This window comes from Methylohalobius crimeensis 10Ki, assembly GCF_000421465.1.
Taxonomy (GTDB): domain Bacteria; phylum Pseudomonadota; class Gammaproteobacteria; order Methylococcales; family Methylothermaceae; genus Methylohalobius; species Methylohalobius crimeensis.
The window spans coordinates 2352007-2374054 of the sequence record NZ_ATXB01000001.1 but is presented as its reverse complement, the minus strand read 5'-3'; the positions used below and the strand labels follow the sequence as shown (position 1 = coordinate 2374054).

19 protein-coding genes are annotated in these 22048 nt (G+C 58.2%); 7 read left to right on the top strand and 12 right to left on the bottom strand.

The features are described from left to right. Positions 1–25: 25 nt before the first annotated feature. The 3 genes from H035_RS0111685 to H035_RS0111675 all read left to right on the top strand — a co-directional run bounded on the left by H035_RS0111685 (position 26) and on the right by H035_RS0111675 (position 4206). Positions 26–1975 carry a dynamin family protein gene (locus H035_RS0111685; RefSeq protein WP_321162850.1) on the top strand — a complete coding sequence of 650 codons (1950 nt, stop codon included), beginning with the start codon at positions 26–28 and terminating at the stop codon, positions 1973–1975. Between the two features lie 644 nt (positions 1976–2619). Beyond that, positions 2620–3459, top strand: a complete 840-nt coding sequence (locus H035_RS19485) for a 4'-phosphopantetheinyl transferase family protein (RefSeq protein WP_022949160.1) — start codon at positions 2620–2622, stop codon at positions 3457–3459. Continuing rightward, on the top strand, positions 3460–4206 hold the full coding sequence (locus H035_RS0111675; RefSeq protein ID WP_022949159.1) for a TonB-dependent siderophore receptor: 747 nt from the start codon (positions 3460–3462) through the stop codon (positions 4204–4206). It abuts the gene before it with no gap. Between the two features lie 81 nt (positions 4207–4287). Here H035_RS0111675 and H035_RS0111670 read toward each other — a convergent pair whose 3' ends face one another. Next, positions 4288–5019, bottom strand: a complete 732-nt coding sequence (locus tag H035_RS0111670; RefSeq protein ID WP_022949158.1) for an SIMPL domain-containing protein — start codon at positions 5017–5019, stop codon at positions 4288–4290. A 62-nt stretch (positions 5020–5081) separates the two neighbouring features. Next, positions 5082–6503: an aminotransferase-like domain-containing protein gene (locus H035_RS0111665; protein ID WP_022949157.1), complete on the bottom strand. Its 1422-nt coding sequence runs from the start codon at positions 6501–6503 to the stop codon at positions 5082–5084. A 242-nt stretch (positions 6504–6745) separates the two neighbouring features. Here H035_RS0111665 and ilvE point away from each other — a divergent pair, with 242 nt between their 5' ends. Next, positions 6746–7624, top strand: a complete 879-nt coding sequence (gene ilvE, locus H035_RS0111660; RefSeq protein ID WP_022949156.1) for a branched-chain-amino-acid transaminase — start codon at positions 6746–6748, stop codon at positions 7622–7624. Then, positions 7621–8133, top strand: coding sequence for a DinB family protein (locus H035_RS0111655; RefSeq protein ID WP_022949155.1), 513 nt, complete (start codon positions 7621–7623; stop codon positions 8131–8133). The genes ilvE and H035_RS0111655 overlap by 4 nt, the downstream gene beginning before the upstream one ends. Here H035_RS0111655 and H035_RS19480 read toward each other — a convergent pair. Next, positions 8130–9743: a tetratricopeptide repeat protein gene (locus H035_RS19480; protein WP_022949154.1), complete on the bottom strand. Its 1614-nt coding sequence runs from the start codon at positions 9741–9743 to the stop codon at positions 8130–8132. The two genes, H035_RS0111655 and H035_RS19480, sit on opposite strands and share 4 nt — an antisense overlap. Positions 9744–10052: 309 nt before the next feature. Here H035_RS19480 and H035_RS19475 point away from each other — a divergent pair, with 309 nt between their 5' ends. After that, complete coding sequence (locus H035_RS19475; RefSeq protein ID WP_022949153.1) at positions 10053–12962, top strand: chemotaxis protein CheB; 2910 nt, start codon at positions 10053–10055, stop codon at positions 12960–12962. Positions 12963–12977: 15 nt separating this feature from the next. After that, on the top strand, positions 12978–15182 hold the full coding sequence (locus tag H035_RS20865) for a PAS domain S-box protein (RefSeq protein ID WP_084684901.1): 2205 nt from the start codon (positions 12978–12980) through the stop codon (positions 15180–15182). A 30-nt stretch (positions 15183–15212) separates the two neighbouring features. On the opposite strand, the gene trmB is transcribed toward H035_RS20865, so the two are convergent. From trmB to H035_RS0111595, 9 genes are all read right to left on the bottom strand, one after another. Continuing rightward, positions 15213–15905: a tRNA (guanosine(46)-N7)-methyltransferase TrmB gene (gene trmB / locus H035_RS0111635; protein WP_022949151.1), complete on the bottom strand. Its 693-nt coding sequence runs from the start codon at positions 15903–15905 to the stop codon at positions 15213–15215. Positions 15906–16043: 138 nt separating this feature from the next. Continuing rightward, entirely contained in the window at positions 16044–16229 is a 186-nt protein-coding gene (locus H035_RS21395; RefSeq protein ID WP_084684900.1) for a type II toxin-antitoxin system HicA family toxin, read from the bottom strand. Beyond that, positions 16229–16447: a type II toxin-antitoxin system HicB family antitoxin gene (locus H035_RS0111625; RefSeq protein WP_022949149.1), complete on the bottom strand. Its 219-nt coding sequence runs from the start codon at positions 16445–16447 to the stop codon at positions 16229–16231. The genes H035_RS21395 and H035_RS0111625 overlap by 1 nt, the downstream gene beginning before the upstream one ends. A gap of 126 nt (positions 16448–16573) precedes the next feature. After that, complete coding sequence (locus H035_RS0111620; protein ID WP_084684899.1) at positions 16574–18043, bottom strand: tetratricopeptide repeat protein; 1470 nt, start codon at positions 18041–18043, stop codon at positions 16574–16576. Beyond that, on the bottom strand, positions 18040–18678 hold the full coding sequence (locus H035_RS0111615; RefSeq protein ID WP_022949147.1) for an energy transducer TonB: 639 nt from the start codon (positions 18676–18678) through the stop codon (positions 18040–18042). The genes H035_RS0111620 and H035_RS0111615 overlap by 4 nt, the downstream gene beginning before the upstream one ends. Next, positions 18675–19088, bottom strand: a complete 414-nt coding sequence (locus H035_RS0111610; protein ID WP_022949146.1) for an ExbD/TolR family protein — start codon at positions 19086–19088, stop codon at positions 18675–18677. Before H035_RS0111610 ends, H035_RS0111615 begins: the two co-directional genes overlap by 4 nt. Positions 19089–19092: 4 nt before the next feature. Next, positions 19093–19605, bottom strand: coding sequence for a MotA/TolQ/ExbB proton channel family protein (locus tag H035_RS0111605; RefSeq protein ID WP_022949145.1), 513 nt, complete (start codon positions 19603–19605; stop codon positions 19093–19095). A gap of 8 nt (positions 19606–19613) precedes the next feature. Continuing rightward, entirely contained in the window at positions 19614–21047 is a 1434-nt protein-coding gene (locus H035_RS0111600) for a MotA/TolQ/ExbB proton channel family protein (protein WP_022949144.1), read from the bottom strand. Continuing rightward, a complete protein-coding gene (locus H035_RS0111595) occupies positions 21044–21811 on the bottom strand; it encodes a DUF3450 domain-containing protein (RefSeq protein ID WP_022949143.1) in 768 nt (255 codons plus the stop codon). Before H035_RS0111595 ends, H035_RS0111600 begins: the two co-directional genes overlap by 4 nt. Positions 21812–22048: the final 237 nt, after the last annotated feature.

The window sequence follows — 22048 nt, the reverse complement described above, 5'->3', positions numbered from 1 at the left end:
GTAGTTATTGCCGGAGATGAGTACGATGCACTTTCAGCAACAGCTGCAAGCCTACGGGCAATGGAAAAGCCGTCTGGTCGAAGCGATCGACAAGTACCATGCCTGGCTCAAGAAGTATGAACTGAGCACCACCCAAGTCGAGGAGGTCATTCTGGGCATGCGCCGGAATTTGGCTTCCGAACGGATGACGATCGCTTTCGTGGCGGAGTTTTCCCGCGGCAAGACTGAATTGATCAACGCGTTGTTTTTCGCCGAAACCGGTGTCCGGCTGTTGCCCTCCACGCCGGGGCGAACCACCATGTGTCCCACCGAGATTTTTTACGATCCCGAGGGGGGCGGCTATATTCGGCTGTTGGCGATCGAAAGTCGGCTCGACAATGCTTCTTTGAGCGAATACAAAGATCAACCCGGTCAATGGCTTCAGATCGAACTGGATCCGTCTTCTCCGATTCAGATGCAGGAGGCGTTTCAGGAATTGGTCGCGGTCAAGCGGGTGAGCTTGGAGGAAGCGAAACGATTGGGCTTGTATCACGACGATATGAATCATCCCGGCGATATTCCGCCGGATAGCGTGGAAATTCCCTGTTGGCGCCACGCCCTGATCAGCTTTCCCCATCCGCTTCTCCAGGAGGGCTTGGTGATTCTGGATACCCCCGGACTCAATGCCTTGGGGTCGGAGCCGGAACTGACTCTCAGTATGTTGCCCAGCGCTCAAGCGATATTGTTCGTTTTGGCCGCCGATACCGGCGTGACCAAAAGCGACATGGATATGTGGCAACATCACGTCCGGGGGCTGGACAGTGACGAGCAGCGCCATCTGGCGGTGGTGATGAACAAGATCGACACTTTGTGGGACGACCTGCAAAGCGAATCCCATATCGACAAATCCATTCAATCTCAGGTAAAGGAAACCGCCCGGATATTGGGGGTAGAGGAAAAGCTGATTTTTTCCCTGTCCGCCAAGCAGTCCTTGCTGGCCAAAGTGAAAGACGACGAGACTCTGCTGGAAAAAAGCCGTCTGACGCACTTGGAAAATTATTTGGGCAAGGACGTACTGCAAAGCCGGCAGGAGATCATGCGTCGTTCCATTACTCGGGGAATCGGTCATCAAGTGGCGGAATCGCTGGAAGTGGTCGGATCGGAAGTCGGACAGTTGCGCAAGCAGTTGGACGAGTTGCGCGGTCTCGATACCAAAAACGAGACCATGACCATGAAGCTGATGGAAGAGACCCGAGCGCATCAAAGCCAATATTTGCAAAGTGTGGATCGTTTCCAGGCCAGCCGCCGGGTATTCACCATGCAGGCCAAACGGATGTTGGATGTGCTGTCACCCAAGCGGGTGGACAAGATTATCAAAAGCCATACCCGTTCGATGGAAGCCAGCTTCACCACTTACGGGATGAAGCAATCCATGAAGGCGGTATTCGACGATTTGGCCGCTATTCTCCACGAGGGAATTCAAGTGGTGGAAGATACTCAGAAGCTGATCGGCAATGTTTATCAAAAGTTCGCCAACGAACCGGGATACGGAGATCTCAAGCCGCCGGCGTTTTCCATTCGGGAATACCAAGTGACCCTGGAGGATTTGTTTCACGAGGGGGAGTCGTTTAGAACCAGCATGTCTTCCACCTTGATGGAGCAGCATTTGGTGATCCAGAAGTTGTATATCACCATTCTCGCCAAGGCTCGAAAAATGCTTCACCAGGTCCACCACGAAACCGCCAACTGGGCCGCGGTGGCTTTGTCGCCCTTGGTGCATCAGATCAAAGAGCGCAAAAAAGTGATCGAGCAACGTCTGACCGTCCTGCGCAAGGTCAATCAATCCAAGGAATCGTTGGATGCGGAAATCCAGAAGTTGGAGCAGAGTTTGGCGCCGGTACTGGAGCAACAACGGGAGCTGGAGGAGATCGTAAGCTTGATCGAAGGCAAAGAGGCGGTTGCCCCTCCCGAGGAATCCATAGCGGTAGCTTCTTGAGTACTCGGATAAGCCTCTCATGAGGCTTTCCCGTGCGTTTCTCCAAGTGCCTTATGGGTAAAGTCCGATCATTTTCGTGATCTTATGCGGCGCAGCGAGTCATCCGATTCCGTCTGACGGCTGCGGGTCGGTGGCGCGATATGGAAAATCTTTGATCTCATTCTGAACCGCTTCGAAGCGGTTATCTCCTGCCTCGAGTTGCACGTCCTTCGCCAAAGTGCTTGCCTAGCGGAGCGCTTTTTCGGCGCCTTGATGCGTTCTCGTCTTCCCCCTTCACGTTCCGTCGAACCGGCCATCATGGTTCCCGAAAAAAATCCGTCGTTGTTTGGAACCGATCCAAACATGTGGTTTACCGGATTGGGAGAATACGGCCGGATGTGAGGGATATGCCGCATAGTTACGGCAAATGCCACAGAGCTCAAATGCTAACGAAGCTAAGATTTAATCTTATGTTATTGATAATTATAGGATAATTATTATTGGCATGAGTTCTGCATTAATTTAGGACAATTACCGGATTGGCGAAGCGCCTCATGACGTCCGAAGAGACCCGAAGCAGGGGGGGCGCTTCGTTGACTGACCACGGGATGTAACCCTTCTGGTGGAAAGGAAACTTAACCTGACGGGAAGAAGGAGTAACGTCTATGAACACCGTAAGCGTTCGATCTGTGACCACTCTACAGCAGGGCTTGCAAATCCCTGAAGAAGAAGCCGTGGAAGCATTATCCCGCCCCGGTGATCCACATATTGTGGATGCCGGGGAAGTCCAACTGATCGCGGTCGAGGTAAAACGTTTTTTCCCCCTGACCGAAAAACTGGCGGCGATATTGTCGGAGGACGAACTCGCCAGAGCCGCCCGATTTCGCTTTCAAAACGCGCGTTTGAGCTATATCACCGCGCGAGGCTTGCTGCGTCATCTTTTGGCGGCTTATCTCGACACATCTCCCGAGGCGGTTCGGTTCGCCTACAACACCTACGGAAAGCCGGTGTTGAAAAACGGCGTGCGTCCGCTTCAATTCAATCTTTCCCATGCGGGCGCGTGGGTATTGTACAGCTTGTCCCGCGATCGCCAAGTGGGTGTCGACCTCGAGCCCATACGGCAGGAATTCCCTTGCGAGTATTTGGACCCCAACGTATTTTCCGAGCGGGAGCAGGCTGAATTCGACCGGCTTTCGTCCGGGGCGAAACATCGGGCCTTTATCCGGGGATGGACTCGCAAGGAAGCCTTGCTCAAAGGCGACGGTCGGGGGTTGAGCGTCCCCTTGCATCGGGTGGAAGTGCCGCTGGGAGATCTCATGTATCCGGCCCCGGTGACCATCCGGGGAGACCGAGCCGGGACGCGCTGGTGGCTTTATAGCCTCGAATCGCTGCCGGAAGGCATCGGCGCTTTGGCGGTGGAAGGCGGTCCGGTCCGCGTCAGCATCGATCGCGGAGCTTGGCTTGCCGAATGGATCGAGCATGGAGCGCTTCATGCAGTGGCTTGAATGGGCCGCACCGAACGTGCGACCGTACCGGCTGACTGCCTCCTTATTGTGACCGATTCCGTCCACGTATTCGCCCGGTTCGGAACGGGTTTCAATTTTGACAACGCAGTCAGTTTCGGGACCGCCGACGGGTCTCCCTTCAAGCTTGTCGAATCGGAGCAAGTGGAAGCGGGCGTCAAGGTGAATTTTCCCTGGGGTCTGAGCGGGACCGCATCGTATTTTGAAATCACGCGCACTAACGTTAATGTTCCGGATCGGGATAATCCTGGATTCCAAGTACAAACCGGGGAAGTCCGTTCTCGCGGCGCGGAAGTGGAACTGGCCTATCAGGTTACCGACCAGTGGCATGTTCAGGGTGGTTATTCTTATATCAATGCCGAAATTACAGATGACCCCTTCAATAAGGGAAATCGATTTCAAAATACCCCCGAGCATCAGGCCAGCATTTGGACCCATTATCACTTCGAAAAGGTTTGGCTAAGCGGTTTGGCCCTTTCCACCGGTGTAAACTTCGTCGGCGACCGACCGCTGGACAATGCCAATACCGTGGATCTTCCCCACTTCACCACGTGGGATGTGGGCGCTTCCTATACGTTCAAAAACGTCAAGCCGCTTGAGCATGTAAAACTCGAGTTGTTCGCCAACAACCTGCTGGATAAGCGCTATTTCACCGCGAATGACTTCGGGCCGACGGTGATGCCCGGCGATCCGCGATCGGTCGTGGGGCGCATTTCGCTCAAATATTGACCCGGAGGCATTCGCTCATGACTCGAAATATTTGGGTATTGCTTCACCGCTGGGCGGTTCATTCGGTAGTCGATCGGTTGTCTACTCCCGGGCTTCCAAGCACGCCGTGCCCCGCGCCTCGAGACGGATATCCCGTTTGCCCGGCGCGACCTCGAGCGGGGCGGCGGCGGCCTCGCTTCGCATCATCGCCCGCATGGGCATCGGTGGGGGTTCACCGCCGGAGGCCTGGCCGATGTGGATTTGCCCCCACCGGATCAGCTTGCTCCCCATGGCGCGGGCTACTAACTCCCCCCGTTCCCGAAGCTTTCGGATGGCCTCGAGGGTCAGGGTTTCCTCGACCGCCTCGCGGCGCGCCTCCGATACTTGAAATCCGAGGGAGGATAACTCGGCCGCTTGCTGCTGATCGGCGATGAACGCCATCGCCGTCTCGAAATCTTCAGAGCGCACTTCGAGGGTGTGGACGACCTGCCAGCGGTCGATTTTGCGGTCGTCCTTCCGATAGATCGGTTGCGTCTGGTATCTGCCGGAAGCCAGTTCCAATGTCTTCAAACGGCGGCCGGCGGAGAGAATGTCATTGGCGAGGGCGTTGACCTCGGCGGCGGCTCGCGCCGGATCCTCGTCCTCGTGCCGGATGGTCAAGGTGGCCACCATCGTGTCGGCTTCGATGGATTGTTGGGCGTGTTCGGAAAACGAGGCGGACGTCATCCCGGCGGCGCAGAGGGGTGTTTCGGCGGCCGAGAGCGGGGCGGAGATCAAGGCCAGGATAACGGGACAAACGGGCAGGACGGCCCGAAACAGTCGATACGAGGGCATACCGGTTCCTCCCGGATGTTGGAAAAGTCCTATCCTAACTCGAAGGATCGGAGGGCGAAAGATCAAGTCATCTCCCGTGCCAGTCGGCCCACGGTCATCAACGCTTTTTCGAGCTTATCGTTCCAGATTTGGGCGCAGTTGAGGCGAATGAAATGGGCATATTTCCCGGCGGCGGAAAAGATGGGACCGGGGGCGATGCTGATGCGTCGCTGCAAGGCCTCCTGACACAGGGTCACGGCATCGACCGATTGGGGCAATTCCACCCAGATCACGAAACCGCCCCGTGGTTGGGTGACGCGGGTGCCTTCCGGAAAGTATCGGCCCACCGCCCGGATCATGAGGGCGACGTGGCGTGAATACTCTTCCCGGACTTGGCGCAGATGGTGATCGTAGCCGCCGTGGCGCAAGAAATCGGCGATGGCGAATTGCGGCCAGGTGGGGGTGGCGAGGTTGGTGACGCATTTCAGGAATGCCACTGCTTCCCGCCATCGGCCGGGAATTATCCAACCCACGCCCAGACCGGGCGACAGGGTTTTGGAAAAGGACGAGCAGTAGATCACGCTTCCTTCCTCATCGAAGGCGCGCACCGCCGGCGGGCGGTCGCCGTCGAATCCTAGATCGCCGTAAATGTCGTCTTCGATCAAGGGAGTTCCGTGGCGGGCCAGCAAGGCGACCAAGGCCTGTTTTTTCTCCGCCGGCATGCAATACCCCAAAGGATTGCTGAAATTGGCGGTCAAGGCACAGGCCTTGACCGGCCATTGTTCCAGCGCCAGGGTCAACGCCTCGAGGCTGATTCCGGTGGTGGGATGGGTGGGAATTTCCAGCGCCTGGAGCCCCAGCGATTCGATTGCCTGTAGGAGTACGTAAAAGCAAGGCGATTCGATGGCGATCACGTCTCCCGGTCGGGCGACCGCGCGCAGCGCCAGGATCAACGCCTCCTGGCAGCCGCTGGTGACGACGATTTCATCGGGTGGGATCCGGCAGCCGCTGTCCGCCATCCGGCGGGCGATCTGGCGGCGAAGCTCCGGGTTGCCGGGTGGAAACTGATAAGTGGCGAGGTGTTCGCCGCTGTTGCGTGCCGCGGCGCTCAGTGCGCGCTGAAGCGGGCGGACGGGAAGGAAGCCGGGATCGGGGACCGCCGCTCCCAATTGCACGAAGTCCCGCTCATTGGTGGCTTGAATCAGACGCAACACCAATGCCTGGCCCGTCACGGGAATCGGTCGGACGGTGGGGCGGGAGATATCGGGCGGATCGGGCAAAGGCCACGGACGAACCCGCACATAGTAGCCCGAACGGGGCCGCGCTTGGATGCGTCCGTCGTCCTCGAGACACCGCTGCGCCTGCACGATGGTCGAGATGCTGACGCCGTATTGCCGACTCAGGCGGCGTACGCCGGGTAGCCGATCGCCCGGCCGGTACATGCCCTGATCGATCTGCTCGGCGATCTGGCGGGCGATTCGCTGATAAAGTCGTGCCGTCGACATGTTCCGGAGAATGCCCTCGATTGAATACAGTTGGTTGGCGAAATGACCGGTACAGTGGGTAAAAACTTCAATCTGTACCGTTTTTATTTTCTATTTTCTGGAACTGTACTTGTTTCATGGGGTGTTTTACGCTGTATCGAGCCTGGAATCAACCCGAAATCGCTTGCTCGCGTTAACATTGAGTCGATGACTTCCAATCCATCCGATATCACTGGACCTAACTGATCGTCAGGAGAGTTGTTATGACCGATCCGACTTTGTGCTGGATCAATGGCCGCTTACTGCCGGGAAACGCCGCCACCGTCCCGGTGACCGACCATGGCTTGCTCTACGGGGATGGGGTATTCGAGGGCATCCGTTTCTACCGCCGCCGCGCCTTTCGTCTGGCGGCCCATTTGCAGCGCCTGGCCGATTCCTGTGCCGCCATTCGACTGACTTTGCCCTGTCCCCGGGAACGACTGACCCGAGCCGTGGAAGAGGTCATCGCCGCTTTCGCCGAGGACGACGGTTACTTGCGCCTCATCGTCACCCGGGGAAGCGGCCCCATGGGTTTGAATCCGGAAGATTGCACTCGGCCCAACGTGATTCTCATCGCCACGCGGCTGCAGTTGGTCAGCGAGCGGAAACGCCGGGAGGGAGTCCGGGTGATTATCGCCGCTACCCGTCGCCTGCCGGCGGATGGACTGGACCCGCGCATCAAGAGTCTCAACTACCTCAATCCTATTCTGGCCCGCATGGAGGCCCATCAAGCCGGTGCCGACGAGGCGGTGATGCTCAACCGCGCCGGGCGGATCGCCGAGGGCACGGCCGACAATGTGTTCGTGGTGCGCCAAGGGGAACTGGCGACGCCGCCGCCGGTGGAAGGAGCGCTGGCCGGGATTACCCGGGAATTGATCATGGGGTTGGCGCGCGATGCGGGCATTTCGGTGGCTGAAATCCCGCTGGCGCCTTACGACCTTTACACGGCTGGCGAGTGTTTTCTAACCGGTACCGGTGCGGAATTGATTCCGGTGGCCGAGGTGGACGGTCGGCCCATGGGGGATTGTCCGGGACCGGTATTTCTCGAGCTGCGGCGGCGTTTCCATGCCTTGGTGCAAGAAGAATGCGGCGATTCCCAATGAACGCCATCGATATTTTTCACCTGCAGGCGGAATACAATCGCTGGATGAACGACCGTCTGTATCGGGTCTGTTCCCTGATAAGCGACGCCGAACGCAAGCGGGACCTCGGCGCCTATTTTCGCTCCATTCATGGCACGCTCAATCATCTGCTGTTGGTGGATCGCCTATGGCTGGAACGGATGAACGGTCGTTCCCTCCCCATCGCTTCGCTGGCCGAGGAGCTATATGCCGATTTCGATGAGTTGCGTGTCCAACGAGCGGCGACCGATGACAAGATCATCACGCAGATGGACACGCTTTCCGCCGATCGATTGACTCAGCGGATCACCTATACCAGCGCGGTTACCGGGAAGGCGAACTCACTACCTCTCGGAGTGATGCTGACGCATCTGTTTAACCACCAGATCCACCATCGCGGACAGCTTACCGCCTTGATCAATCGGCTCGGCCATGGCTACGGCGTCACCGACCTGATTGGGATGCCCGGAGTCGCGGACGTCAGTAGCTAAAATCTCGACGTGGTCAGGCGCACGTCCGCCTGTGCCCAAGCCTTGGCAAAGCGGCGCTTTACGGCTTCGGCTTCCTGCGTCTTTCCTTGTTTCGCGAGACTCAAATGCAAGCCGTACAACGACCAGCCGTTTTTCGGATATTTGGCCAGGTCTTCGCGGTAGACCGTTTCCGCCTCCGCCGCGCGATCGGCTTCCAACAAGACGGCGCCCAGATTGTGGCGCGCCGGGAAATACCAGGGCGGCGGTTCGTCGTAGGTGAGTCGGTCCTCCAGGCGAACGGCGTTCCGGAGGTGATCGACGGCTTCCCCGTAGTTTCCCCGCTTGGCCGCGATTTCCCCGGCCAAGACTTCGGTGGCGATTTGCAATAGTTCGTAGGTGGTATTGATTTCCCAAATGGTGATTTGGCGTAAATCGGTATCGGCGGCGATTGTCCGCAATTGAGCCAGTGATCGATCGGCCTGGTCCAAGTGACCGCTTCGTGCGTAGGCCATCCCGCGCGCGAAGTGCCACACCCCGGTGGGATATAAAAGGTCCGGTTCCGGGGCCGGTTCGCGCAGAATTGGGTCCCATTGGCCGAATCGGACCATCGCGTAGAGCGGAATCATGAAGTAGTGCTGCAAGGTGCCGTAGCCCGGCTCGCGCATCAGTGCCGGGTCCTGACGGGAAGCCAGTTGGCGGGCGGAGGAGACGGCTTTCTCGCTCATCCCGGCCATGGCGGCGGCGGCCGATAGGAAGTGCTGATTGTGCGGCACATAGCCGATGGGATAAAGCCCTTGAGCCTGGGATTGGTTGAGATAACGTTTGTCGGCCTCGATCGCGAGCTCGTTGGCGGTGACCACGTCCGCATATCTGCCGGTGCGAATATAAATATGCCCGGGCATGTGCACCAGGTGTCCGATGCCCGGTACCAGGTGGAGGAGCCGGTCGGCGCTGGGGAGGGCGCGCTCGGGATGGGCAGAGGCCTCGACCGCGTGAATGTAGAAATGATTCAGCCCCGGATGCTCCGGCCAGCGCTGTAAGCCGGATTCGAGAACGCGCAGAATCTTGGGCGTCCACGGCTTCGGCCGACCGTCTTTTTCCCAATAGTCCCAGGGGTGCAAGTCCATGAGGGCTTCGGCGTAAAGGGCGGCCGCGTCGGCATCGTCCGGATAGCGTTGCGCCACTTCCCCCATGGCCTCGGCGTAGGCGCGATCGAGCGGCTTCCGGTCGGCTACCGGCTCGGGAGCGTAGCGCTTGGCAAGCGCTTGAATATAAGCTTGTTCCTTGGCACTCGCCCGGGGAGTCCGTTTCAGTGCTTGCTGAATTGCCCGATAGGCTTTGGGTACCGCCTCGTCTTCCATGGCGGCGTTGATGTTGGGTCCCAAAACCAGGGCGATGCCCCAATAGGCCATGGCGCAATCGGGGTCGAGGCGGGCCACTTCCCGGAAGGAGCGCTCCGCTTCCCAGTGATTGAAACCGAAGGCCAGGGTCAACCCCTGGTCGAAGAAGCGCTGCGCCAGTGCATTGTCGGCGGTGACGGAATGGTGAAGGTTCCCCATGCCTTCGAGCAGGGGCGCAGTGCGTTCCGTCGCCGCTTCGGGAGGGGCTTTATGGCAGGCCACGACCAGCATGCCAAGGAAAACCGGCAAGAGAAAACGGTGCCCAATTGTCGAGGGTGCCCAAAATCGGGGTCGGGATAACTGTTCGGTCGTAGTGGGCATGGTATTTCTATCCTCAGAGCAAACCGCGCCGGGCGGTACGTTCCGCCGGCGTCAACAGGAGCGACACCGACAGGGTGAATGTCAGTTATGATATTAAAAGAGATGATTAATTTATCACAGCGAAATTTGATGGCAACCAAACGAAGCGCTGGTACTACCAACAGCGCATCCCAAAAAGGCTCGACGGCTCAACCGAATTTGCAACCCGGCCCAATCTCAATGAAAAAAACAAATGCACCGGGTTCGGGAAAGCGGGATGGCGGTTCCGGCTTTCCGGTCGTCGGCATTGGCGCCTCGGCCGGCGGACTCGAAGCACTCGAAGAGTTGTTCGAAAACATGCCAACCGATACCGGCATGGCTTTCGTGGTGGTGACCCACCAACATCCCGGGCATACCAGTCTGCTGCCGGAGCTGCTCAGAAAAGAAACCGGGATGAAGGTGATCGAGGCGGCCGACGGCATCATATTGCGGCCGAATTCGGTCTATGTCAGCCCATCGGGCATTTATCTCGCCATCATGAATGCTACCTTGCACTGCATGGAAGCCGAAAGCGCACAAGCGCCACATTTGCCGATCGATTATTTCTTTCGTTCGCTGGCCGATGATCAGAAAGAGCGTGCAATCTGCATCGTGTTGTCCGGGACCGGCACCGACGGCACGCTCGGCGTCAAAGCGATCAAGGGCGAATCCGGGATGGTCATGGCTCAGCAACCGCAGTCCGCCAAATATGCGGGCATGCCGTCAAGCGCAATCGCCACGGGTCTCGTGGATTACGTGGTACCACCCGCCGCGATGCCGGAACAACTGGTCGCCTATGCCAAAGGGCCTTATTTGACGAATGTGCGAGTCGCTTCCAGGTTCCCTGCGATTCCGAACGAACCGTTCCAGAAAATTATCGTGCTGCTGCGTGCCCGTACCGGACACGATTTCTCGGCCTATAAGTGCAATACCATCCGCCGCCGGATCGAACGGCGAATGAATGTGCATCAAATTAAGCAACCCAATCAGTACTTGCGTTATCTTCAGGAAAACCCGCACGAGATCGATCTCCTTTTCAAGGAGCTGTTGATCACGGTCACCCATTTTTTTCGCGATTTCGAAGCGTGGGAAGCACTTTCTTCCTATCTCGACGAACTGATCCAATCCCGGCCTGAATACTATACCCTGCGGGTTTGGGTTCCCGGTTGCGCTACGGGCGAAGAAGCTTACAGCCTAGCCATCATGCTGCGGGAACGGATGGAGGCCGCGAAACGGTATTTCGACGTACAGATCTTCGGCACCGATTTGGACGCGAAAGCGATCGAAACGGCCCGGGCAGGACAATACCCCAATGGCATCGCATCGGACATTCCCACGAAATGGCTGGAACGCTATTTTCTCAGCGAGGACGGTTTCTATCGTATCCGCAAGGAGGTTCGCGAGATGGTTGTCTTCGCGCAGCAGAACGTGATCAAGGATCCTCCTTTTACCAAGTTGGACATTCTGTCCTGCCGGAATCTGTTAATCTACCTGAATAGTGATCTGCAGAAAAAACTGCAGCCAATGTTTCACTATGCGCTGAAGCCGGACGGGCTTTTATTTCTCGGACCTTCGGAAACGACCGGTGAATTTTCCGAGTTGTTCGAGCCGCTCGACAAGCGCTGGAAGATTTATCGCCGCAAGGAATGGACCACCGCCATGCGCACGTTGCCGGAGATACTCGCCCAGCCGAAGAACCAAGACCGAGGCACGCCGGTGTCGACCATGCCTGAACCTCCCGTCAAGGAAACACATCTGTCGATCTTGATCGAGCGCCTGCTGCTTAGCCGCTTCGCGCCGGCTAGCGTGGTCGTGAACGAATGCGGCAACATTCTCTATATCCATGGACGCACCGGCGCCTACCTCGAACCGGCCCAGGGGGAGCCGCGCAACAACCTGCTCGAAATGGCCCGGGAAGGCCTGAAGATCGTGCTGTCGGCGGCGCTGCGGGATTGCGCCAGAAAGGACATGGAGGTCATCCGCAACGCTTTCCAGGTCAAAACCAACGGCGACTATGCCCATGCCAATCTGAGCGTGGAGAAGATTCAGGAGCCGGAATCCCTTCGCGGATTGTTGCTGGTCACGTTTCGCCCCGCCACCCCGCCCTTGCCTGAAGCAGGCAAAAGTAAACGCAACCGCAAAGCGGCGGGCGACGGCGACCGCATAAAACAACTCGAGCGCGAACTGCAATACATGAAGGAATCTTATCAGACCACGTTGGAGGAACTGGAAACTTCGAACGAGGAACTGCAATCGACCAACGAGGAACTGCAATCGACCAACGAAGAGTTGGAAACCTCGCAGGAAGAAATGCAATCGCTCAACGAAGAACTGACCACGGTCAACGCCGAATTGCAATCCAAGGTGAATGAGTTGTCCCAGGCCAACGATGACATGCAGAACCTGTTGAACAGCACCGACATCGCCACGGTGTTCCTGGACAACGATTTGAACATTAAACGCTACACCGAGCAGGCGAAGGAACTCATCAAGCTGCGCCCGACCGACGTGGGACGGCCGGTCTGCGAATTGGCTTCGAACCTTAAAAGCGGCGGTTTGATCGAGGATTGCCGAGCCGTGCTCAAAACGCTGGTATACAAGGAAGCCGAGATCGAAAGTCGGGACGGTGGCCGTTATCTGATGCGGATCATGCCCTACCGGACTTCCGATAACCGGATCGACGGTCTGGTGCTGACATTCGTCAATATCGGCCCGCTCAAGCAGGGCGAGCAAGTCACCAAAAAGTTGCGTTTTTATTTCGAAAGCATCGTCAATACCGTGCGCTCGCCTTTGCTTGTGTTAAACGGCGAGTTGCGCGTCGTGACGGCAAGTAAAGCCTTTTACCGAACTTTTCAATGTACCGCCCGGCAGACCGAGGGCAAGCCGATTTACCAACTGGGCTCCGGTCAATGGAATATCCCCAAGCTTCGTGTTTTGCTCGAAGAAATTCTGCCTAAGAATACACAATTCGAGGATTTTGAAGTGGAAGTGGAAGTTCCGAAACTCGGCCGCCGTAAGTTCGTACTCAACGCCCGCCGGTTGAAGCAGGCGGAGGGCGTGAACGACTTGATCCTGGTGGCGCTCGAGGACAGGACACCCGGTCAACGGTGAGGAGACTAGCGCATAATGGATAAAAGTTCTGGGGAAATGTCTGGTTCGTTCAATAGCTTACGCAAGCGCGCCGAAGCGATGTTGCAGCTAAGGCCATCGGAATATCCCACCCTCGCAACCGAGGATGTTCGAGCGTTGATCCAGGAACTCAGCGTCCACCAGATAGAACTCGAACTCCAAAACGAGGAATTGCGCCAGGCTCAACACGAACTGGCGCAGGCGCGGGATCGATATACCGATCTGTACGATTTTGCGCCTTTCGGCTATGTCATGCTGGCAAAGGATGGCGCGATTCTCGAAGCCAACCACAAGGCCTCCACTCTGTTAGGCGTCAACCGTTCGCAATTGCCGCGGAGTCCGTTCTCGAAATTCCTGACCCAGGAATCGGCGGACGTGTTGTATCTGCATCTGCAAGACGTTTTTGGCGGCGATGATCCGCAGATTTGCGAAATCGAGCTCGTTAAGACGGGAGGATCGAGCCGGACCCTGCGCCTTGAAAGCATCTCCGTCGGCGCCGAGCCGGGACGCCTCTGCCGCTGTGCGTTGATCGACATCAGCGACCTCAAATCCGCGGAACGGCTTTTGAAAAAAAACAAAGAAGCGCTTCACCGGTTCAACGATACCCTAGAGCAGCAGATCGTCGAACAGACCCGCGAAGTCCGCTTACTGGCCGCGGCGGTTTCGCATCTGGGCGAAGGCGTATTGATCACAACTGACGATTTGGACTGGCCCGACCCCACAATTGTGTTTGTCAACGAGGCCATGTGCCGCATCTCCGGTTTTCACCGGGACGAATTGCTTGGCCGGACGCCACGGATGCTGCAAGGGGAGGACACCGATCACGAAGCGATTGCACGAATCAAGGCCGAATTGCAGGCAGAGCATCCTTGTACCGCCGAAATCGTCAATTATCGCAAGGACGGTTCGCGCTACGACACCGAATGGTTCATTACCCCTTTATTCGATGTCGAAGGCCGGCACACGAATTTTGTCTCGATTCATCGCGACATTACCGCGCGGAAACGCAGCGAGGCGGAGCTGAGGCAAAGCCATGCGTTGCTGGAGCGGCGCGTGCGGGAGCGAACGGCCGAACTCGAGGAGGCGAACAGGATCTGTCATAGAGCGAATGAAACAAAGTCCCGCTTTTTGAGTGCGGTCAGCCACGATCTGCGCCAGCCTTTGCAGGCGGCCGAGCTTTACCTTTCGGTATTGGCGTCACAGCTTGAGCGGCCGGAGCAGCGCGAACTCTACCAGAAAATTCGTCAGCCCTTGCTTTCCATGGCGGATATGCTCAACGACTTGCTCGATCTGTCGAAATTTGAATCCGGGACGTTGAAGCCGTCACAGATAGACTTCCCGCTGCACTCGGTGCTGAGCCGAATCGTCGCCAATCATCTGGCGCAGGCAACGGAAAAAAGTTTGCGCCTCGAGTGCGTGGAAACGAGCCCAATCGTGCATAGCGATCCGGCGCTGCTCGAGCGCGTGCTCGACAACTTCGTGGCCAATGCGGTTCGCTATACCGATCAAGGCATCGTCAAGATTGACTGTCATCGCGGCGCCCACAGTGCCTGGATCGCCGTCAGCGACACCGGCAAGGGGATTGCCGAGAAGGACTTGGAAACCATTTTCGAGACCTACCATCAACTCGATAATCCGATGCGTGATCGGAACAAGGGGTTCGGTTTGGGATTGTCGATCGTCAAGCTGATCGCCGAACTCCTCGACCACCGGTTGAAAGTCGATTCGACGCCCGGCGTCGGTTCAACCTTTGCGATCGAGGTGCCCCTCGCGCGCACGACGAAACCGCCGGCCGCTGTCCACCCATCGACCCAAGCGACGCATGAAGCGGCAGGTGGTTACGTCGTGCTGGTGGTGGACGACGATTCCGTGCTTGTCGACGCGATCACCCTGATTTTGCGGTCTGGCGGATATCAGGTCCATGGCGCATCGAACGGCGACGAGGCGCTTCAATGGATTGCGGACGGGGTGCGGCCAGACGCCATGATCTGCGACTATCGGTTGCCCGGGCGCAACGGCATGGATGTGATCGCAGAGGTTCGCAAAGCCTTGGACGACAATCTTCCGGCCTTGCTCTTTACCGGGGACACGTCGACGCCGGAAATCAAGGCGCAACAGAATTTGAACTGTAAGGTGCTCAACAAAGCGGTGGAAACGGAAATTCTGCTCTCCGCGGTCAGAACACTCATCGGAGGGAAGTGAATCCCGCTTCCCGAAGCGGGATTGAAGCTCTCATCGGTCCTTTGGTCTTTTGGATTCACATGCAAGATAAGCCAAATCTTGAACCGGATGGCCCAGGCGGCGGCCGCGGCGCTCGTATTTGGTGGGCGGTCGCGGCGGTATCAGCCGGTCGGGTTCGGTCGCTTGAAAAGCCGGGCTAGCTGCGAGGACGGTTCGCATGTGCTCGGCGTAGTCGGGCCAGTCGGTGGCGAGATGGAGCAGGCCGCCCGATTTCAAACGGTTGGCCAGCAAAGCGACGAAGTCGGGCTGAATCAGCCGCCGTTTGTGGTGGCGCTTTTTCGGCCAGGGATCGGGAAAGAAGATATTGATTCGGTCCAGCGTTCCTTCCGTCAAGCAGGACTGCAACACTTCCACTGCGTCGGCATGGTAGACCCGAACATTATCCAGATGGTGCTCCGAAAGCTCCAAGAAGAGACGGCCGACACCGGGGCGGTGGACTTCGATCCCCAGGTAATTGAACTCCGGGTATTGAACGGCCATCTGCAACAGGCTTTCGCCGTTGCCGAAACCGATTTCCAGGATGAGGGGCACCGGCCGGGAAAAGGTCGTCTCGGGCGTCAAGATCCGATCCGGCGAAAGGCCGTAGCGCGGCCATAGATTTTCCAATGCCCGTTCTTGACCGGGTGTGAGCCGGCCTTCGCGGCGGACGAAGCTGCGGATGCGGCGACGTGGGGGCGATTTCAAAGATTTGTTTGGAGACGGTCGAGATAGTTCAGCCATTGGTTTGCGTATTTTCGGGTTAGGGAATGCTGGGAAGCCTTGACGAAATCTTGTCAAGGCTTGATGCATCCAAATCAACGGGACTATTTTGTGCTCACGACCCTATGGGAGAGGAATGTCAAGATCCTTGCAGATTCGTTGAGCCAGATATTCGTTGATTTCCCGGTGACGAGGTACGGTGGAGCTTTTGCCTGCTGTGCGGTTTACAAACACGGTGTGTTTTCCACCTTCCCGGAATTGTTCGCAACCGTGTCGCTTCAAGTGCTTGAGTAGATCGCGGCGCTTCATTATGCCGTTGTGGTGAACCGCTCCTTGAGAACCGTATGGCCCCGGATGGATTCTTCGGCGAGCGCACGATTGGCTTCTAAGACCAGTTCTATGGCCTCGCGCAGATTGTTTCTTGCCTCTTCCAACGTGGCGCCCTGAGTGTTGGTACCGGGTAGCTCTTCTACAAACGCGATATAACCTTCAGGGACTTGCTCGAATATGGCAGTGAATTCCATCATAAGCGCTCTCTCGATAACTTTGTTTGCCCACCTTGTCGGTGCACGAAAACGTGTAAGCTTTTACGATATTTTACACTGGAAAAGTGAAATCATAATATCTATAGCTATCGGGGAGAGATGCCAAACCTAGGGGGCTGTCTGTAGGCGCTCCAGATAAGTCAGCCATTGGGTTGCGGATTTTCGGGTTCGGGAATATTGGGATGCTTTGCCGAAGGCCGAGCGGGCCTTGTCGAGGGCGTCTTGTTCGAAGTGGGCGCTGCCCAGCAGCAGCCACGCTTGCCCCGGGGAGTCGAGTTTGCCTTTGGTCAAAGCCTTGTTCAGGGCGGTGATGGCCCGGGACCAATCTTCCTGCTCGATGTGAATCTGGGCGAGTCGCAACCAGGTGCGGCCGTTGGCGCTCACGCTCGCCGCCTGTTCCAGCGCGGGAATGGCGCGATTCCACTCCCGCGCTTCGATCCACGCGGAAGCCAAGAGGTTCAGGTGCTTGAAATTTCGCTTCACCCGGCCGGCCTCGAGGGCGTCATTCAGGCGTTGCGCGGCCAGATAGGGGACATTGACCGAACGCAGCATTTGGACCAGATGGATGATCTCCGATTCCCGGTCTAAAAATCCCAAATAGTTTTCCAGTTCCTGGACCGCCGCGGCGGTGATCGGCCGGTCGACTTGGTGATAGAGGCCGGCCAGTTGCTCCCAATACTTGGTTGCGTCGGGTTTTAGGCGAAGCAGCGCTTTCACGTCTTCGATGGCGGCGGAATACTGTTTGAGCTGGTAGTGGAGTCCCAGCTGCAACTGCAGCCAGTCTTCCCGCGGGCGCGAAGATTGGGCGATGGCTTGGTTCAAGTGGCTCAGCGCTTTTCGGTATTGTTCCAGCTGAGTGTAAACCTGGGTCAGGAGAATGTGGTCCTGCGGCTCGATTTCGGGGGAGGTCTTGAGCCAGCGCTCGAGCATGGCGGCGGCTTTGGACGGTTGATCCGCAGCGGCGTAGAGCTGCCCCAGGTTGAGCCAGGTTTGCCGCTTCTGTGTTTCGTCCAATCCGTCGGTGGCCAGGGCCTGTTCCAGAAATTTCGCCGCCCGGGAATAATTTCCCTGAAGCGAATGAGCCGAGCCGAGCGCGCGAAGGAGATAGGCCTTTTCCAAGGGCTTTTCGACCTTCTCCAAGCGTTGCTTGAGGAGATGGGCGGCCTGGGCATAGGCTTCCCGATCCAATAATTTCTCGGCTTCCTCGAGCGCTTCGAAAGTGGCGGGCGAAACGGTGGTTTGGGCCGAAGCGATGGTCGCACACCCCAGGGTGAACCATAGCAGAACGATCGGGAGGCTCAGAATGCGTTTACAAAGCCACCTGTTTGGATGTTGAGGCAAGGGCTGGGGGGTTGCCTGAAGGGCGTTCACCCCCCTCCCTAGCCCTCCCCCCAGCGGGGGGAGGGTTGGGGGTAGAATCCCGATGCCGATGACATGGGCCACCCACCTCCATAGCCCTCCCCCCAGCGGGGGGAGGGTTGGGTGGGGGGAGTCCCCGGCGAGGGGTTCACGGCGTCCCGGATGGTAACCCCCCGGTCTTTGCAGCACGGGCAGGGAAAATTGTGAAAAGGCTTTCATTGGCGCAACTTGAATTCCAGTACTTGAACCGCTCTCTGTTCCACCTTGCGGCCGTCGATCTCCAGGGGCTTGAATTTCCAGCGCGAGATGGCGCGGATGGCCGCCCGATCGAACACGCCGCGCGGGTGAGCTTCCACTACCCGCACATCCTCGACGCTGCCGTCGCGGGTCACCGTGAATTCCAGTTTGACCCACCCTTCGGTGCGCCGCATTCGGGCCCGCATCGGATACCGGGGCGGTACGCGCACCAGGGGAATCAGGCCGGCGTTCGGAGAACCGCCGGGGGCCACTTCGATGCCGGCGGTCAAGGAACTGCGCAGACGCTGGGACACGGAAATGTCCAGCGGCGGCATGTCGATGTTCGGCGTCTTGGCGGTCACCGGTTGCGGAGTGGCCAGGGCCGGCTTGGGCGGCGGAGGCACTTTTTCCGGCGGCTTGGGCGGCGGTTTGCGGGTTTCAGGCGGCGGAGGCGGCTCGCGCTTGAGGCGCACGAAATCCACCAAGCGTCTGGATTGGGTTTCCGGCTGGGGCGGGTTGCCGTCGGAAATCATCCAGTGCATCAGCCAGAACAGCCCCAGGGAGGCCGCCAGTCCCAGCAGCAGGGCCGGTGCCCACCAGCGGAGAAGCGCCCTCATCGCGATTGGTCGGCCGCGGCGATGGCCATGTCGGTCACCCCGGCGAGGCGAATCTGGTCCATGACCCGGGTCAGGATGTTGACCTTGGCTTCGCGATCGGCGGCGATGACCACCGTGCCCAGCGGATTCTCGGCTTTCAGCCGGGCCACCACGGCGCGGACCGCGCGAATGTCCACCGGGCGTTTGTCGATCCAGATTTCCCCGTTGGGACGGATGGCGACGATGATATTGCCCCGTTCCTGGCGTTCGGCGGTCTGGGCGCTGGGGCGGTTGACCTGAATTCCGGCCTCCTTGACGAAGGAGGTGGTCACGATGAAAAAGATCAACATGATGAAAATGATGTCCAACATCGGCGTCAGATTGATGTCGCCGCTGTCTTGGTTGTCGTTGCTGCGATGACGTCGTCTCATGGGCTTAATCGAAATGTAGGCTGTCGGTCAGGTGCCGGGTTTCGTCCTCCACCCGGTGCTGAATTCTTTGGCTGAAGTAAAGACCGGCGATGGCGACGGTCATGCCTGCCAGGGTGGGCAAGGTGGCGTGGGAAATGTGGGTGGCCATGGCGCGGGCGTTGCCGGTGCCGAATACCGCCAGCACGTCGAACATGTGAATCATGCCGGTGACGGTTCCCAACAGGCCGAGCAGGGGACATAAGGCCACCAGGGTTTTGATCAGGATCAGAGGACGGGCCAGCTCAAGGCGCGCCTCGGAAATCAGGCCCTCCCGAATGCGGTGGGCGTACCAGGAATGGCGGTCATCGCGGGCGAGCCAACGGTCCCGATAGCGGTCGCGCAGGCGCGGATAGACCCAGCGGAAGAACAGATAGCGTTCCGCCACCAGGGTCCAGAGCACCACCGACAGCGCCAGTATGAATGGAATGACCGGCCCGCCTTGGGCGAGAAATTCGGAGACGGCGGTGAATAGGTGCATGCCGCTCCTTAGGCCGCCTTTCGCTTTTCCAGAATCTGGCTGACCAAGGCCGCGCTTTGTTCCTCCAAAATTTGGATGATCGTGCGGCTGCGGTTGGCCAGCAGGGAATGGAGGAACAGGAGCGGAATGGCGACCGCCAGTCCGAGCATGGTGGTGACCAGGGCCTGGGAAATGCCACCGGCCATCAGTTTGGGGTCGCCGGTGCCGAACAAACTGATGGCTTGGAATGTCTGGATCATGCCGGTGACGGTTCCCAGAAGCCCCAGCAGCGGCGTGACGGCGGTGAGCAGCTTCACCAAGGGTTGGCCTCGCTCCAAGGGAGGGATTTCCCGCAGAATGGTCTCGTCCAAGAGGGCTTCCAAATTCTCGGGATCCAAGGTCTTGGCGCTGAGGGTGTTTTCCAGAATACGCCCCAAAGGATTGTCGGCGCGCGGATTTTCCAGATCGGAAAGTTGCTTTTCCACCTGCCGGCCCGCCCGGAAGAGGTAGATCAGGCGCACCGCGACGATCAAGAGTCCCACCGCCCCGAGCGCCAGGATGATATAACCGATCAGTCCGCCTTGTTGGATGCGTTCCCAGACATTGGGGGTCTGAATGAGCATATCGAGCAGGGCGCCCCGGGTCGGATCGAGGCCTACGGGCGCGTAGTCGCCGCTGGCGTCCATGAATGCTTCGGCCAGCGAAAGGATGCGGCCTTCCGGCTGCCGCGGCAATTCCATCAGTCCTTCGGTTTCCGGCAGATAGCGGAGGTAAAGGCCGTCGGCGAGCGCGTTGAAGGTGCCGATGCGCACCACTTCGGCTTGACGGGGGACGCCTGCGCTATCCAGTACCTTGGTCTGGAATTTCACCACTTTGCCGGCCTCGGTCATTTCCTGTTGGAGGAGATACCAGAGGGTGTTCAGTTGTTTCAGGGTGGGCAGCCGCTTGCCGTCGGCGATCGGATCCAACTGGGTTGCCCGGCCGGAATATTGAGCCGATACCAGCGATTGCTTGAGATCGGCCCGCAGATCTCCGGCGGCCTGGCGGACGGTGCCGACGATTTCCCCCAAAACGCCGCTTTGCGCCTGCAGTTTATCTTCCAGTTCCGCCAAGGCTTGCTGATTGGCCTCGTATTCGGATTTCAACGAATCCGCCTGGTTTTCCAAGGTTTCCAGCGTCGTCTTGGCATCGGCCAACAAACGCTTGCGTTGGTCGTGGTCGGATAGAAACTCCGCCTCGCGTTCGCGGTTGATTTGGGTCATGGCCTGTTGTTGGCGCCGGACTTCCTGCAGCAGTTGGTCCAGATCCGGCGGTGCCGCGTGGGCGGGGGGGACAAGGAGCGCAACGCTCAACAATAAGGTGGAGAGAAACGTTGGCCGGAACCCATCATTCAATAACGATCGGTTTTGCTTCCGGAGGGAGGCGAGGGGTATGTTCATCAGGAATCGCACGACGTTTTTCATTGTTCGACCTCCGGCGCCGGTATGGGGAGAGTCAATAGATCCGGGGCCGCTTCCTTACGTGCGATGCGGAGTCCCTGACTGAGGGGGCGGAGATATTCGTCCGGAAGCGTCTCCCATCGTTCCTGGCGGGCGTTCCATAAACCGGCGGATTTTCCATCCAGCGTCAGGTAGAACAAAGCGACCCGGCCGACACGGAGGAAATCCATGGGCCGGGTTTCGTCACCTAGCGCCAGTTCGGCGCGATAGGCTTCGATGGTATGGGCGTAGTCGTTTTCGATCTGATAAGCCTCGATAATCCGACGGAATTTTTCCGCGGTGGAGGTTTCCGCCGAATCGAGCATCGCTTTGAGCTGGGCAATCCGTTGCCGCCTCTCTTCGGGCAGGAAGGGGGTGTCCAGTTGGACGAGTCGCTCCAGGGCGGTCACCATGTTCAGCATCAAGGGCACGATTTGCTGCTCGGCGGAGGCGATTTCCTCGATCTGACGCGCCAGGTCCGCCTTTTCGCGGCGCTGGGATTCAACCAGGGTCTTAAGATGGGCGGTGTAGGTTTTCAGCGATTCGATCTCGCGCAAGGCGTGGCGGTATTCGTCCAGCATGCGTCGGGTGGCGTCGTCCAGGCGGTCGATTTTTTTCTGGCTTCGAGCCGCTTCGGACAAGGTCCGGGTTTCGGTGTCGATGGCTTGCTCCAGCTTGTCGGCAAGGGCGGGAGCCGTCAGCATCCAGACGGCCGACGAAAACAGCAAGGTGCGAAAAGTTCTCAACATACTGAAATTATTCTATTAAAGTTGTTACGGGTAAGGAAATCGTCATGCACGAGGTTTCCCGGAAGGGGAGCAAATCCTGCCGCCGATTTAACGGGCGCACAGCCCGGCAAAAATGTTTATTGTACCGCACTGATCTGTCTAACTTATAGGATTGGTCCGTCGTTTCATCCGTTTGATCGTCGAGTCCTCGCATGTCCCGTTAACGTGGAAGAAAGGTGGGAAGTGCCCTGTTTAGCG

Coding starts and splice junctions, on each gene's coding strand:
- H035_RS20865 (WP_084684901.1), top strand. CDS start 12,978: ATGGATAAAAGTTCTGGGGAAATGTCTGGTTCGTTCAATAGCTTACGC.
- H035_RS19485 (WP_022949160.1), top strand. CDS start 2,620: ATGAACACCGTAAGCGTTCGATCTGTGACCACTCTACAGCAGGGCTTG.
- H035_RS0111600 (WP_022949144.1), bottom strand. CDS start 21,047: ATGAAAAACGTCGTGCGATTCCTGATGAACATACCCCTCGCCTCCCTC.
- H035_RS0111655 (WP_022949155.1), top strand. CDS start 7,621: ATGAACGCCATCGATATTTTTCACCTGCAGGCGGAATACAATCGCTGG.
- H035_RS0111610 (WP_022949146.1), bottom strand. CDS start 19,088: ATGAGACGACGTCATCGCAGCAACGACAACCAAGACAGCGGCGACATC.
- ilvE (WP_022949156.1), top strand. CDS start 6,746: ATGACCGATCCGACTTTGTGCTGGATCAATGGCCGCTTACTGCCGGGA.
- H035_RS19475 (WP_022949153.1), top strand. CDS start 10,053: ATGAAAAAAACAAATGCACCGGGTTCGGGAAAGCGGGATGGCGGTTCC.
- H035_RS0111615 (WP_022949147.1), bottom strand. CDS start 18,678: ATGAGGGCGCTTCTCCGCTGGTGGGCACCGGCCCTGCTGCTGGGACTG.
- H035_RS0111595 (WP_022949143.1), bottom strand. CDS start 21,811: ATGTTGAGAACTTTTCGCACCTTGCTGTTTTCGTCGGCCGTCTGGATG.
- H035_RS21395 (WP_084684900.1), bottom strand. CDS start 16,229: ATGAAGCGCCGCGATCTACTCAAGCACTTGAAGCGACACGGTTGCGAA.
- H035_RS0111605 (WP_022949145.1), bottom strand. CDS start 19,605: ATGCACCTATTCACCGCCGTCTCCGAATTTCTCGCCCAAGGCGGGCCG.
- H035_RS0111620 (WP_084684899.1), bottom strand. CDS start 18,043: ATGAAAGCCTTTTCACAATTTTCCCTGCCCGTGCTGCAAAGACCGGGG.
- H035_RS19480 (WP_022949154.1), bottom strand. CDS start 9,743: ATGCTGGTCGTGGCCTGCCATAAAGCCCCTCCCGAAGCGGCGACGGAA.
- H035_RS0111665 (WP_022949157.1), bottom strand. CDS start 6,503: ATGTCGACGGCACGACTTTATCAGCGAATCGCCCGCCAGATCGCCGAG.
- H035_RS0111685 (WP_321162850.1), top strand. CDS start 26: ATGCACTTTCAGCAACAGCTGCAAGCCTACGGGCAATGGAAAAGCCGT.
- H035_RS0111670 (WP_022949158.1), bottom strand. CDS start 5,019: ATGCCCTCGTATCGACTGTTTCGGGCCGTCCTGCCCGTTTGTCCCGTT.
- H035_RS0111625 (WP_022949149.1), bottom strand. CDS start 16,447: ATGATGGAATTCACTGCCATATTCGAGCAAGTCCCTGAAGGTTATATC.
- H035_RS0111675 (WP_022949159.1), top strand. CDS start 3,460: ATGGGCCGCACCGAACGTGCGACCGTACCGGCTGACTGCCTCCTTATT.